23 protein-coding genes are annotated in these 12,009 nt (G+C 60.2%); 15 read left to right on the top strand and 8 right to left on the bottom strand.

Annotation, left to right across the window (positions count from 1 at the left end):
• Positions 1 to 254 precede the first annotated feature (254 nt).
• From VDP82_RS00805 to VDP82_RS00770, 8 genes are all read right to left on the bottom strand, one after another.
• On the bottom strand, positions 255 to 434 hold the full coding sequence (locus VDP82_RS00805) for a hypothetical protein (RefSeq protein WP_323012933.1): 180 nt from the start codon (positions 432 to 434) through the stop codon (positions 255 to 257).
• Complete coding sequence (locus tag VDP82_RS00800) at positions 431 to 757, bottom strand: hypothetical protein (RefSeq protein WP_323012932.1); 327 nt, start codon at positions 755 to 757, stop codon at positions 431 to 433. Before VDP82_RS00800 ends, VDP82_RS00805 begins: the two co-directional genes overlap by 4 nt.
• Before the next feature lie 5 nt (positions 758 to 762).
• Positions 763 to 1,209 (bottom strand): hypothetical protein, encoded by a 447-nt coding sequence (locus VDP82_RS00795; protein WP_323012931.1) that lies wholly within the window; start codon positions 1,207 to 1,209, stop codon positions 763 to 765.
• A gap of 63 nt (positions 1,210 to 1,272) precedes the next feature.
• Complete coding sequence (locus VDP82_RS00790) at positions 1,273 to 1,473, bottom strand: hypothetical protein (protein WP_323012930.1); 201 nt, start codon at positions 1,471 to 1,473, stop codon at positions 1,273 to 1,275.
• Positions 1,474 to 1,719: 246 nt separating this feature from the next.
• Positions 1,720 to 2,097 carry a hypothetical protein gene (locus VDP82_RS00785; RefSeq protein ID WP_323012929.1) on the bottom strand — a complete coding sequence of 126 codons (378 nt, stop codon included), beginning with the start codon at positions 2,095 to 2,097 and terminating at the stop codon, positions 1,720 to 1,722.
• Between the two features lie 167 nt (positions 2,098 to 2,264).
• Entirely contained in the window at positions 2,265 to 2,573 is a 309-nt protein-coding gene (locus VDP82_RS00780) for an addiction module antidote protein (RefSeq protein ID WP_323012928.1), read from the bottom strand.
• Positions 2,566 to 2,892, bottom strand: a complete 327-nt coding sequence (locus VDP82_RS00775) for a type II toxin-antitoxin system RelE/ParE family toxin (RefSeq protein ID WP_323012927.1) — start codon at positions 2,890 to 2,892, stop codon at positions 2,566 to 2,568. The genes VDP82_RS00780 and VDP82_RS00775 overlap by 8 nt, the downstream gene beginning before the upstream one ends.
• Before the next feature lie 208 nt (positions 2,893 to 3,100).
• Positions 3,101 to 3,505: a helix-turn-helix transcriptional regulator gene (locus VDP82_RS00770; protein ID WP_323012926.1), complete on the bottom strand. Its 405-nt coding sequence runs from the start codon at positions 3,503 to 3,505 to the stop codon at positions 3,101 to 3,103.
• Between the two features lie 92 nt (positions 3,506 to 3,597).
• On the opposite strand from VDP82_RS00770, the gene VDP82_RS00765 reads away from it, so the two are divergent.
• The 15 genes from VDP82_RS00765 (at position 3,598) to VDP82_RS00695 (ending at position 11,917) form a co-directional block, all read left to right on the top strand.
• Positions 3,598 to 3,834, top strand: a complete 237-nt coding sequence (locus tag VDP82_RS00765; protein WP_323012925.1) for a helix-turn-helix transcriptional regulator — start codon at positions 3,598 to 3,600, stop codon at positions 3,832 to 3,834.
• Positions 3,831 to 4,262, top strand: a complete 432-nt coding sequence (locus VDP82_RS00760; protein WP_323012924.1) for a hypothetical protein — start codon at positions 3,831 to 3,833, stop codon at positions 4,260 to 4,262. The genes VDP82_RS00765 and VDP82_RS00760 overlap by 4 nt, the downstream gene beginning before the upstream one ends.
• Entirely contained in the window at positions 4,259 to 4,519 is a 261-nt protein-coding gene (locus VDP82_RS00755) for a hypothetical protein (RefSeq protein WP_323012923.1), read from the top strand. Before VDP82_RS00760 ends, VDP82_RS00755 begins: the two co-directional genes overlap by 4 nt.
• A complete protein-coding gene (locus tag VDP82_RS00750) occupies positions 4,520 to 4,792 on the top strand; it encodes a DUF2312 domain-containing protein (RefSeq protein ID WP_323012922.1) in 273 nt (90 codons plus the stop codon).
• A gap of 565 nt (positions 4,793 to 5,357) precedes the next feature.
• Positions 5,358 to 5,795, top strand: a complete 438-nt coding sequence (locus VDP82_RS00745; protein ID WP_323012921.1) for a hypothetical protein — start codon at positions 5,358 to 5,360, stop codon at positions 5,793 to 5,795.
• A gap of 16 nt (positions 5,796 to 5,811) precedes the next feature.
• Positions 5,812 to 6,126 carry a hypothetical protein gene (locus tag VDP82_RS00740; protein ID WP_323012920.1) on the top strand — a complete coding sequence of 105 codons (315 nt, stop codon included), beginning with the start codon at positions 5,812 to 5,814 and terminating at the stop codon, positions 6,124 to 6,126.
• A gap of 2 nt (positions 6,127 to 6,128) precedes the next feature.
• Positions 6,129 to 6,377 carry a hypothetical protein gene (locus VDP82_RS00735; protein ID WP_323012919.1) on the top strand — a complete coding sequence of 83 codons (249 nt, stop codon included), beginning with the start codon at positions 6,129 to 6,131 and terminating at the stop codon, positions 6,375 to 6,377.
• Positions 6,378 to 6,590, top strand: a complete 213-nt coding sequence (locus VDP82_RS00730; protein WP_323012918.1) for a hypothetical protein — start codon at positions 6,378 to 6,380, stop codon at positions 6,588 to 6,590. It abuts the gene before it with no gap.
• The gene (locus VDP82_RS00725; protein WP_323012917.1) at positions 6,587 to 7,009 is read left to right on the top strand and encodes a helix-turn-helix domain-containing protein; all 423 of its coding nucleotides are present in this window, start codon (positions 6,587 to 6,589) and stop codon (positions 7,007 to 7,009) included. The genes VDP82_RS00730 and VDP82_RS00725 overlap by 4 nt, the downstream gene beginning before the upstream one ends.
• 123 nt (positions 7,010 to 7,132) lie before the next feature.
• Positions 7,133 to 7,765 (top strand): hypothetical protein, encoded by a 633-nt coding sequence (locus VDP82_RS00720; RefSeq protein ID WP_323012916.1) that lies wholly within the window; start codon positions 7,133 to 7,135, stop codon positions 7,763 to 7,765.
• A complete protein-coding gene (locus VDP82_RS00715) occupies positions 7,762 to 9,234 on the top strand; it encodes a DEAD/DEAH box helicase (RefSeq protein WP_323012915.1) in 1,473 nt (490 codons plus the stop codon). The genes VDP82_RS00720 and VDP82_RS00715 overlap by 4 nt, the downstream gene beginning before the upstream one ends.
• Complete coding sequence (locus tag VDP82_RS00710; RefSeq protein ID WP_323012914.1) at positions 9,224 to 10,189, top strand: toprim domain-containing protein; 966 nt, start codon at positions 9,224 to 9,226, stop codon at positions 10,187 to 10,189. Before VDP82_RS00715 ends, VDP82_RS00710 begins: the two co-directional genes overlap by 11 nt.
• Positions 10,186 to 10,359, top strand: coding sequence for a hypothetical protein (locus tag VDP82_RS00705; protein ID WP_323012913.1), 174 nt, complete (start codon positions 10,186 to 10,188; stop codon positions 10,357 to 10,359). Before VDP82_RS00710 ends, VDP82_RS00705 begins: the two co-directional genes overlap by 4 nt.
• Positions 10,356 to 10,550: a hypothetical protein gene (locus VDP82_RS00700; RefSeq protein WP_323012912.1), complete on the top strand. Its 195-nt coding sequence runs from the start codon at positions 10,356 to 10,358 to the stop codon at positions 10,548 to 10,550. The genes VDP82_RS00705 and VDP82_RS00700 overlap by 4 nt, the downstream gene beginning before the upstream one ends.
• Positions 10,550 to 11,917, top strand: a complete 1,368-nt coding sequence (locus VDP82_RS00695) for a DUF4942 domain-containing protein (RefSeq protein ID WP_323012911.1) — start codon at positions 10,550 to 10,552, stop codon at positions 11,915 to 11,917. The genes VDP82_RS00700 and VDP82_RS00695 overlap by 1 nt, the downstream gene beginning before the upstream one ends.
• Positions 11,918 to 12,009: the final 92 nt, after the last annotated feature.

The raw sequence follows: 12,009 nt of genomic DNA, 5'->3' as shown, positions 1-12,009 counted from the left end.
TCCAGATGGCGACGGGAACGAAAGGCCCGTCCTTGAACAGCCGGCGGCGATAGAAGCCGCACTCCGGGTCGCCGTCATGGACCGGGCCAAGTGTGCCGGCCAGGGCGTTGTTCCAATAAACGTAGTCTGGATGGACGGTTGCAGACATATCGGCTCCTATCCGCGCAGCCAGCTTGCTGCGGTGAAAAGAATGGGAAAGGTGAGGACGAACACGGCCAGATGGAGCGCCGCTTCGCGGAGTTGCTCACGCGTAGTCATGCCGCTTCTCCTTTGCGCTTAAGTTCAGATTCCAGGTCGAACGCCACGTTGAATTCCTTCGCAGTGACGATGGAGATTCCCCGCTCCTTGGCGGTAAGCTCGGCGTTGATCAGATTGGTGAGGCCGGGGAGGTCCCTCTTGGAGGCGAGGGCCTGGGCTTGTGAAATGAAGGTCATGACCTGCCCTCGGCTTTGGCGATGGCGGCGCGAACAACCGTCAGCAGCTTCATTTCCTCGTTCGGGATAAACCCGGTTTCGTCGCAGTCAGCGTCGGCGCGGTTGTCGAAATATTCCTCAGCCTCACGAAGCGCCTCTAGCATTTCATCGATTAGGTCGGCGGCGCGCTCCTGAATTGGCACGCTAGGGAACTTGCGAACGAACTCGTTTGGGTTGTCAGGCTCCTCGCCGCCGCCTGTGGCTCCTAGTCCGTCCGTGATCGGCACCCGGTAGACGCCACGAAGTCGCTCACAGATGTCCGGCGTATGCTTCTGTGCGGTCATGGCCATCACTCCGCCGCCACAAGGGCAGGGGCCTCAAGGGGAGCCAACCGACCGCGAGCCGGGAATGACGTCCAGCCGCGAGACGTGGCGCGCTTCGCCAGTTCTTCCGGCGTCCGCCATGTTCCGACCGCCTGATAGGCCAGCATCAGCATGGTGACGGCAGGGGTATTGAGCGGGATCAGATAGTCGAGGTGGATTTCATCGGTCGGGTCCATGCCGCGACGGGCAAAAACGCCGGCATATTCTTCCTGGCCTGCCTCAATGGAGGCGTAGCGGTTGATCGCAGCGAACAGCAGGCCGTCGAAGTCATTGGAATTGCCGCAGGTGGACCAGAAAGCAGGGCGGCCCGCCTCAAGATTGGCAACGGCGTCGTCGTCCAGCCCATAGGTACGGGTGACGTCGATCAGATCGACAATCTGCTTGCGCTCTTGGGTCCAGAATTGCTTGGTCATATCGTCCTCCATGGACAAAACCGTTCTCTGATCGGCCCCGGTGTGAGGCCGATGGGGGAAGGGTCAGGCGGCCTGGAGGATTTCGCCGTCCCGCTTTTCGATGATCTGGATGGCAGGGTCGGAGCGGACGAGAACGGCGTTGTTGAACGCGACCGGCACTGCGTATTGGCCGTCGTGATAAGCCGCCTCGCGGCGCTCATGGTTGATCCACAGGATGCAGTTCTTATCGGACTTCATGGCGTTGAGAATTTCGAGAGCGGTCATCTGTATCCTCCATCTGTTCCCAGCCGGCTCGGAGAGCGATTGGCCTGGGGTGATGGGGGTATATTACCATGATGGTAAAAGACCGCAAGCAGAAAATTGCCATGATGGTAGAATTTATGGCAAACGTCCTTTCACCCTGCTACAACGGGGTGTCAGCCCGGAGGGCTGGGGCAGGGCGAGGGCAAAGAAAAACCCCGCCGAAGCGAGGTGTGATGAGGGATCGTATAATCTTTGTGGTGGCTACCCTTACGGCTGGGATGTCTCTGACCTGGGTATGCCTTTTTGCTTATATGGCGATACGGTAGCGATGTACTGGAATGTCACGGCGATTAGCAGGAAAAACAAACACCCCAAGCCGAAGACCAAGAGAAATCTGGCATCAGCGACATTAGCCATCGCCAGTGCTTTTTCGGCGGCGGCGGCTCTGTCCGTTCCCAACTGGTCAGTTGCCCCCATTGCATATCCGTAGAACCAAACAGTGGCCGCAATCAAAACCAGGATTGGCGCAATCACGAACGGCTTTAGCAGGTGGTCGCTATAGAATTCCGGGTGCCTAAAAGCCGCGAACAGCAGCGCTGAAATGAGTGGAACGGCGACAGTGACGGCTGCGGTAATCTCGATCATTTTTCGACCTCTTTCCACCCTATAGCCTCAAGCACTGCATCCGCCTCGGGCAGAAAGCTCTCCCACGTAGGCCTCCCCTGGAATTTGATATCTTCTGGGTGGCCGTCAAAACTGCATAGAGCGCGGGCGGCAAGCTCTCGGGCGGGCTTGGGTTTGCGGGAGGTCATTTAGGCGATTGCGTGACAGTCGTCGCGCTCCGCTGGCGCCACCGCCAGCTTTACGCCTAGAGCGCGCATAACCTTCACGACTGTGCCGAACTCGGGGTTGCCCTCGTCGCTAAGCGTGCGATAGAGGCTCTCGCGGGAAACACCGGCATCGCGGGCAATCTGGGACATGCCGCGGGCCCGTGCCACGACGCCCAGGGCGTGCGAAACCATTTTAGGGTCATTAGTATCGATGGCCTCCTGGAGATAGGCGAGAATGGCCTCGTCGCTCTTGAGGTAGGCGGCGCTATCGTACTTTTGCAGCTTAACCATTTGACGTGTCCTTTACCTCTGCGGCCAGTGCCTTCGCGATCTTGATGTCGCTTTTCTGAGAGGACTTGTCGCCACCACAAAGCAGGATCACCACCACGTTGCCACGGCGGATGAAATAGACCCGATAGCCAGGGCCATAATCTATCCGCATCTCGGAAATGCCACCACCTACAGGCTCGGCATCTCCGGGATTTCCAAGCTGTAGCCGGTCAATCCGCGTCGTGATCTTTGCAACCGCTCTTTGGTCGCGTAGTCCTCCCAGCCAAGCGTCGAATTCCTCGGTTCTGTAAACCTCGATCTCGTCGTCTGGCGTGGTCATATGTAGCCTACAAACTACAGTTTTACAAGGGATGAACGGAGGTTTGGTTCCTCGGCCCGATCACAACAGCGTTGCGGCCAGCGCAAGGCAGGGCACCGATGAAGCGTCCGAAAGGCCATCCAATCCCTCTCCACAGCCTCTTATCCCCGTCTTGACCCCTCCGCCCTTCCGTGAACAAATAGAGAACAGGAGGCGCGGATGACGGTCGTTACGGATTTTCTTTCTGCTTGGGTTGCTGCTGAGCCGTGGCAGAGGGATCTAGCTCTGGCTCAGATGCGCGGGCTAGCGAGCGCAGAGTTGAGGTTGCCGACGAAAGTATCTCAGGCGAAAAGTCCGCCGCCGCACCCATTGCGCGCAAAACCTCTGATACATCCACATCTGAGCGGGGCGGCGTCAGGAGCGGCGCGAGAGGGTGACACCCTGTGACGTACCCAAAGGCCTCTAGGTAGTTCTTGCCCCAGTCTCTCTCGCCCGTTTCAATTCGCGAAACCATGGCGACGGTGGTTTCCATTTTGGCGGCCAGCTCCTCCTGCGTCCAGTCGAGAGAATCCCGCCACTCCTTGAAGTAGCAGGGCATCTTCGGCGCAGCGTCCAGTTCATATCTCTTGGCCATGCACCCGTCTTACCAAGATGGTGAAAGCAAGTTGTCACCCATGATGGTAAAATTCGCTTGCCATAAACTTACCATGACGGTAAGTTGCGGCTATGGAAAAGCTCAAATCATGGCGCATCGCTGAAGGCCTTAGCCTCGAAGGGGCGGGGGCGCTTCTCGGCATTAGTGGGGTGCAGTGGCACCGATACGAGGTTGGATCGCGCGCAATACCGCATGACCGTGTTCTGCGCATGGAACGCATCACCGGCATTTCCCGGCACGAGCTGCGCCCTGACCTGTCCCGCATCTTCGTTGAGGGCGCTCCTTCCAAGGAGGGGGAGGTGGCATGATTAACTGGACGCCGGAACTGGATGACAAAATCCGCCAGATGCGCGCCGACGGTTATGGCGCCACCCCGATAGCGCGGGAAATAGGCACCACTCGCAATGCAATTCTCGGCAGGTTCTTCCGCCTGGATAGGGCTGACACAGCGCCGCCAAGGGTGGAGCTCTCCCTTGATGATCGAGTTGTTGCGAAATTCAACAGCGGCATGAGCTGCGAGCGCATCGCTATGAATATGCGGATGTCTCGAAAGACTGTGCGCAGCATCGTCGCCGCTCATGGCCTGAACCCATCCGCCGTTCCAAACCCTGACGGTGACATAGACGACATTTGGGAAATGGACGAGGACGAGCGCCGCGCTGCATTCGCCAGAGCAGCATCGGAAAACGCTAGGAAAACCCGCCTCTCCCCCTCTCCCCAAAAGGCAAGCGCATGAGCAAGGCCGCCCTCACCAACGCCGAATTCAAACGGGCCATTGCGATTGCCGATCCTCTGATCCGGCTCAAGCACCCGTCCGGGCTCTATCTCAACATCGACGGCTCGGGGCTGACGGAAAGGTCTGATTTCGGAGGCTGTTATTCGGGCCGCGCGCATCAGGTCGCCAACATGCGCCGGGTCAATTCGCTGGCGGCCGAGTGCTGCCCAGTTGAGCATGTGAACGCCGCTCACACTTTCAAAAATCGTGAGGACTAAATGAGCTACCCGTCGAACACCGACAGCGTTGCCCAGGACCAGTTGCGGGCCTTTATCGAGCGCATCGAGCGCATGGAAGAAGAAAAGGCGGCCATCGCCGCCGATATCAAGGAAATCTACGCCGAGGCCAAGGGCAACGGCTTCGATACGAAAATCCTCCGCATGGTGGTTCGCATCCGCAAGCAGGATGCCAATGAACGGATGGAGCAGCAGGCGTTGCTCGACATGTACCTCGGCGCGCTCGGCATGGTCGAAGCGCCGCCAGAGTACTGACCATGCGCCCCGGCTTCTTCGATCCCCTCCCTGTTCTTCGCGCAATGGTCGCTGGCCTCTCGCTGGTGGCTGTCTGTGCCTATGTCCTGCGGCTGGCGGGGGCATTGTGATGAAGCGCCGCCTGTTCACCGGCTCCGACATTCTTTTCGCCATCATCGCCACCGCTGCGGTCATGACGTGGATGGGGAGTGGGCCGTGGTGATGGTTTCTGCCTCCACCATTCAACGCGGCGGGGCAGGGGCTTGGCCCACGGCCAACCCGGTCGCCACTCCGTCATTTCTTTCCTCCCTCGATGAGCATCAGCGGGGGCCGGTAGCTTACAACCCGGCCTCGGCTCATTCCCATCGGCGCGCGGGTTTCCTCCTCCCCTCGCAGCGCCGGGCCGGCACGGTGTCCCCCTGTGCCGGACACCCCATTCACGCGGTCAAGTTGACGCTTGGCCTCGTCCAACATCTGCCGACGCACAAGTTTCCGAAACTCCGGTGTCGTCGGGATTTCCATCGTCCCAATCGCCTTTCTCTGCCTTCACCCGATGGTTCGAAAACTATCGGGAAGGGGTTCGCAGATGGGCGAATTTCGTTCGGAGGACAGCGAAATGTCTTCCTTGGTTGAAATGCAAAATCTGGTTCACGAAGCTGCGGATTACACCGCGCATTCCGACAACTGGAAAGACCGGGTGCAGGCGGCGGCGCGCGCATTCGGTTTCGGTTGGTCGCGTACCAAAGACCTCTACTACCAAGACGCCCGCCGTGTGAACGCGGAGGAAATGGACCGTGCCCGAAAGGTTGTCAGAAGGCTCAAGAATGAGCGCCAGCGCCGGGAGGCAGCGGAGCATGTCGCGTGGCTCCGGCGAACCGTCAAATCGCTTCGCGCGGGCGGTGCGGACTTGGACGGCGGGAGCCTTGATGCTCTTGAGCGCCTGGCTGGCGTCGTTGGCGCAGAAGGCGGCGCCGTGGTGGCCATGGCCGCCGAAAACCACCCCCGCCGACGCTCAACAGATTGAACAGGAGGACTAGCAGATGACGACGCGCAAGCCCGTGACCATCCCCGCAATCCCCGCCGATGAGGCATTTGCCAACCGCATTGTCTCGGATCGTGACGCCGCCGTGGTCGAGGAAACCCGGCTTCGGGAAGAACTGCTCACCCGCGAAAGCTACTACGACCGGGAAATGACCCGGCTGATTGCCGAGCGCGATGCTGAGGTGAATTCGCTCGGGCTCCAGATTGTGCAGCAGGGCCGCATCATCGGTGCGGCTGATCGGGCGCTTGAGCACCTGGCCTTGCCGAAGGTGCAGGAAGAGCCCGCGCCTCCCGTAGCTATGGCGGCGGAATAGCCATGGCCATCAAGGAAAAGACCGCAACGCTCAAGGACGTGCGCTACGCCCTCGAATTCGGCGGCGAACGCCTCCTGCGCACTTATACCCATGATGAGCACCAGAAGGGGGGGGGCACGTTTCACCCTGAGCCGAACCGGCGTTCCGGTATCGGCGCCCGTCGCGTCGGCTATCTTGGCCGATCCACATGTAGTCGCCATCGAGGACGGGCTTCTTCCCGGCCATTCGCAGCAGTTCGAATGGAGGGTTGAATGAGCCTTTCCGAGCCCACCAAATCCACCCGCGCATGGCAGCGTCGAAGCGCCGCCATCAACGACCAGCTTCGTAAGGCCCTAAAGGCGCGAGGCATCACCACCGACAAGAAGCGCCGGATAGCTATCCAGCTTGCCGCCTCAGGCCGGGCCGACATGTCCGACAAGGCCAAGCTGCGCCTCGCTGCCCGCCGGAAGGATGGTGGCAAATGAGCGGTGAAATCAACATCTGGGACATGAGCGAGGACCAGCGCCGCGCGGAGATCGTCAAGCGCGCCGCGTCCGGTGCGAGAAGGGCTCTTGGACTGCGCGACTATATCCGCGTGGAGCCCACGCCAAAGCCGATTTATCCGCGTCCGGCGGTAGGCCCAATCTCGCTACGTCTTCCCACCTGGCGGCGCATTCTGGCCGAAGTGGCAATCGCCCACGGTATTCCGCCCATCCTGATCTTGGGCCGGCAGCGGCGCCGGGAAATCATGGCCGCACGTCATGAGCTTATGTACCGGCTCAGCACCGAGACAACGATGAGCCTGAGCGCCATCGGCAAAAAGCTGGACCGGGATCACACGACGGTCCTTTCCGGCATCAAGGCCCATAAGCGCCGCCATAATCTGGATGGCGACAATGGGTGATGTGGTGAAATCAAATCGTGGCGGCGGGGAGGTTTCTCTTGGCGGAGACCCCGCTCGCCACGCCCTCAACCTCTGTTCTCAGCAGAGGTCAATTCCAATGCAGATCTATGGAGCAGACCGGCAATGACGGCTCATATTATCCCATTCAAAGACACGGCGGAAGCACAGTTCCGGCGCCACGTGCGCGAAGCTATTCGCAAGACGCCGCTGCTCAACAAGAGCGAGCGCGATTTTGCGCTGGGTATCGTCAATCTTTGGTTCGTTCATCGTAACGGCGATGGCTTCATTCACCCTGGCGCTGAGCGGCTAGCCAAAAAAGCCCGCGTCTCTCTTCGGTCGGCAAAAACCTATCTATCCCGGCTACGTGAGATGGCGGTTATCAGGGCCGTCGCCTATGCAAAGGGCGGGCGCAAGGCGACCCGATATGTGGTTGATCTGTCCCGGCTTATGGCGCTTTTCGATCCGCACGGCGTCGTCACCTTCGAGGGCCGGCTATCGCATATCTCGGAGCCGCCGAAGCGCCGGAATATGGGGCTGTCAAGCGTCGGATCGTACCTGCGTGGATTTGTGAAAACCGTGCAATTTCTGCACACGGTATATACTTCAGCGCATCAAATCGATTTCCCATCCTCCCAGGCCAGTGATCATCACCCGGCCTTCCCGCCTGCGGATGATCCGGGTCCACGCAGGTCCAGTTGGGAGCACTGGCCTGAAAGCGAGTTCCAATCCTTGGGCCTGCTGGAGATGGCAGCATGAGGCCGCTCCGCGAACATCAATCCGAAGCCATCCGTCTTCTCCGGCTGTCGCTCGCCAAGGGCAACAAACGCCCGATGCTTCAAGCTCCCACAGGGTTCGGAAAGACACTTCTCGGAGCTGCAATCACTCAAATGGCCCTCGATAAGGGTAACCGAGTTTGCTTCACAGTTCCGGCCGTCTCGCTGATCGACCAGACCGTCGAGGCGTTCCGGGCCGAGGGTATTACCGATATCGGCGTGATCCAAGCTGACCATCCCGGCACGGACAGCATGGCGCGTGTTCAGGTTGCCAGCGTTCAGACGCTCAGCCGGCGCATGTTCCCCGGAACCGACCTTGTGATCGTTGATGAGGCGCATCAGGCATACAAGACCGTGTTTCAGTGGATGGCAAACAACCCGAAACTGCCATTCGTCGGGTTGTCGGCAACGCCTTGGACCAAGGGCCTCGGCAAGCACTACGATGACCTGATTATTGCGGCCACCACCGCCGACTTGATCGAGCGCGGCTACCTCTCGAAATTTCGAGTTTATGCCCCGACGCACCCCGATTTGACCGGCGTTCGGACGCGGGCAGGCGACTATGCCGAGGACGATCTCGCTGAGGCAATGAGCAAGCCTCAGCTTACGGCCGATATTGTCTCGACGTGGATGCGTCTTGGCGAAAACCGCCCGACGCTATGCTTTGCCGTCAATCGTGCCCACGCAAAATTCCTCAAGGAAGAGTTTGAGCGAGCCGGGGCGCGGACTGGATATGTGGATGCCTATACCACACGCGACGAGCGCCAGCAGCTTGCCGAGGATTTCCAAGCAGGACGGGTCAAGGTGGTGGTCAATGTCGGCGTCCTGACCACTGGTGTGGATTGGGACGTCCGCTGCCTGATCCTGGCACGCCCCACCAAGAGCGAAATCCTGTTCACCCAGATAATTGGCCGTGCATTACGGACCGCCGAGGGTAAGGCCGACGCGCTGATCCTCGATCATTCCGACACGACGCTCCGGCTGGGCTTCGTGACGGACATTCATCACGAAACGCTCGATACCGGGCGAAAAAAGGAAAGCAGTAGCGGCCAGCGGGCGAAGCCGGTCAAGGCGCCAAAAGAGTGCCCGTCCTGCGCGTATCTGAAACCTGCGGGTGTTCATGCCTGCCCATCCTGCGGGTTTGCACCGGAGAAGATCGAGGAAGTCGAAACCATCGAGGGTGAGCTTGCGCAGGTGAAGGGGAAGCCCAAGACCTTCGACAAGGCAACCAAGCAACGCTGGTGGTCTGGTTTGCTCTGGTACGTGGATACGCGCGGCAAGAGTCGGGGTTGGGCCTCACACACATACAAGGACAAGTTTGGCGTCTGGCCGCGCGACCTTTTTGACCATGCCATCGAGCCTGATGGTGAGGTCAGGAATTTCGTTAAGCACAAGGCAATCCGCTGGGCGAAGGGGCAGGCGAAAAAGCAGGAGCAGGCACATGCGGCGTAGCTCCACTCCCATTGCCGCGCGCGCCGCTGGCCGCTGGCTCGAAATCTTGCCATCACTCGGCATCAACAGGGATTTACTGACAGGCAAGCACGCCGCTTGCCCGGTATGTGGCGGCAAGGACAGGTTCCGCTTTGATGATTTCGAGGGCAAAGGAACATGGTTCTGCGCCCAGGATCACAACACGGAAACGTCTAATGGCCGCGGATGCGCCGGGAACGGTTTCGCGCTGCTGATGGATTTCAAACAGTGCGACTTCGCCACGGCCGCACGAATGGTGGAAGACGTTATCGGCAAGGATAGTGCGCCTCTGGATATCCCGAAGGCCCAGCCAGAAGATGAGGCTAAGACGCGGAAGCTGATGGCCGGCATGTGGCAGGCATCGGTTCGCATATCGCCACGCGATCCTGTTGACCTTTATCTGGGATCGCGCGTCGGCAGATACGACCTCACGGGAAACGTACGGTTTTTGGCCAAGGGCAGACATTCGGCCAGTGGGCAGGACTTGCCGACGATGCTGGCCCGGATCACTGATCGGTTCGGGGACTCTTGCGGCCTGCATCGCACCTTTTTGACGCTGGACGGTAGGAAAGCCCAGGTCGAGCCTAACCGAATGATCCTCGGCAAAGTGCCGGATGGCAGCGCCGTCAGGCTCATGAAGGCAAATCGCACCCTTGGTATAGCGGAGGGGATTGAGACGGCCCTCGCGGCGGCGGTTCTGTTCAATGTCCCTGTCTGGGCCGCCCTAAATGCCGGCGCACTTGAACGATGGTCACCGCCGGAAGGCCTCGATGAAATACTGGTCTTTGGCGACAATGACGCCAATTGCGTCGGGCAGGCAGCGGCATATGCCTTGGCAAGGCGGCTAAACCAGCATGTTGTTGCGCAGGTCGTGTTGCCGCCGGACGGCGACACCGACTGGAACGATGTGCTGTTGCAGCGGAGGGCGGCAGCATGAACGTCCAGCAGCGCCTCGATGCCCTTCGTGATGAACTGGCCTATCTCGACCCGAGAGTGCCCGGCCTTCGCTCCCGCGTCGAGCGCATCCAGCGCCAGATCGCCATGCTGACGGAAGATCAGCGCGCGCCCCAGCCCATCCCAGAGCCGGTTCGGAGGCCGTATCGATGATGCCCGCCGTCCTGCGCCAGTCTGGTCCGAAATTCATGAAGGACGGCGTTCTGTTCACACCCCGCGCCATGATTGCGCAATGCGAGGTCTGCGGGATGGAGCATGCGCCATACGGGATCAAGGATGAACACGGCAAGCGGCTCTATTTCTGCCGGGAACATCTGCCCCAGGAAAGCGAAAGGAGAGGGTGATGAGTAGCGCACTCGCCACACCGCGCACCGTCCTCGACCTCATCGAAGAATATGACGAGAAGGTCGCCAATGCAGACGCCGTTGTCAAAGCGTATGAGGACGCTTGCAGCGCCGTTGAAATGGCCGGCTGCGTCATGGGCACCTATGCCGAGCCGGTGCTTCGCGGCAGGGCCTACGTCAACGCCAACGACATGCGCAAGAACCTGCTCAAGTCGGGCTGGAAGGCGATCTACAACCGCCTGAACATCGACATGATCGCCAGCGCCAACGACAAGCGCCTGTTCGAGCGCACGCTGGCCGATCCGCCGCCGCTCACCGCCGAAGTCGTCCGGTCCACCTTTGCGCATTATTACGCCAATCCGCGCCTGCACATTCTGCGCGGCTTGGCCGAGGCATTCGTGGGCCTAGATCCGGCCTACAAATCCCACGCAAAGGTCAAGATCGGCGTCAAGGGCCTGCCCAAGCGTGTAATCCTGCACAACGTCGCCGGCTATGGGTCGCCTCACGGCAGTTACGGCCGGGACCGGCTGCGCGACATCCTCAATGCGCTCGCTGCCTACCAGGGCAAGCCGCTCATGACGCATGGCGAGCTGTCGATGATCCTCGAAGACGGTGAAGCGCTGCGCGTTACCCGCGAGGTTCCGAAGGGCGACACAGCGTGCCAGCGCGCCAATTCGGATGAAACAGAAACCATCATCGGCCGCGACGTCTGGCTGAAACGCTACCATAACGGCAATGGCCACCTGTATTTCGGCCCGACCGCGCTGCTCGACATCAACCGTGGCCTCGCCGAATTCTACGGCGACGTGCTGCCGGACGTAGATCCCGAGAACCCCGAGCGCCAGCCCAGCACCGCCGTCGCCAAAGACCTGCAATTCTACTGGTCGCCGGACAAGGTGATTGCCGCGGCGCTGGAGTTCGCCGGCGTTCATGACCTGACCAAATGGGGCTACAACCCGCCGGAGCCGCTGCGCATTCTTGAGCCTTCATGCGGTGACGGGCGGATCCTCGACATGGTGACCAAGTACGGCCATCGGTCGCTTGGCATCGAGTACCACGCTGTTCGCGCCGCCCAGGCGCAGGCCAAAGGCCATAGCGTCGTGCTGGCCAACTTCCTCGAATGTCCGCCGTCGCCTGACTTCGACGCCGTGGTGATGAACCCGCCGTTCTATGGCCGGCACTACGTCAAGCACGTTCGGCACGCGCTGAAATTCCTGAGGCCGGGCGGCACGTTGGTGTCGATCCTACCCGCCACCGCTCATTACGACCATGGCGATCTTGAGGGCGAATGGCGTGACCTGCCTGTCGGCAGCTTCGCCGAGGCTGGCACTAATGTGCCCACCGGCCTTCTTCGCATCAAATCCTAACCACCAGAGAGACAGAGACATATGGGCAAACGCGGTCCAAAGCCAAAAGCAGGCGCTCGGGAGGCAAATGGTCGGCTCTCCCGGAAAAAACC

This window comes from Devosia sp. (assembly GCF_034675085.1).
Classification (GTDB): domain Bacteria; phylum Pseudomonadota; class Alphaproteobacteria; order Rhizobiales; family Devosiaceae; genus Devosia.
Note: the sequence above shows the minus strand (reverse complement) of the source record. Positions and strands in the feature narration are given on the sequence as shown.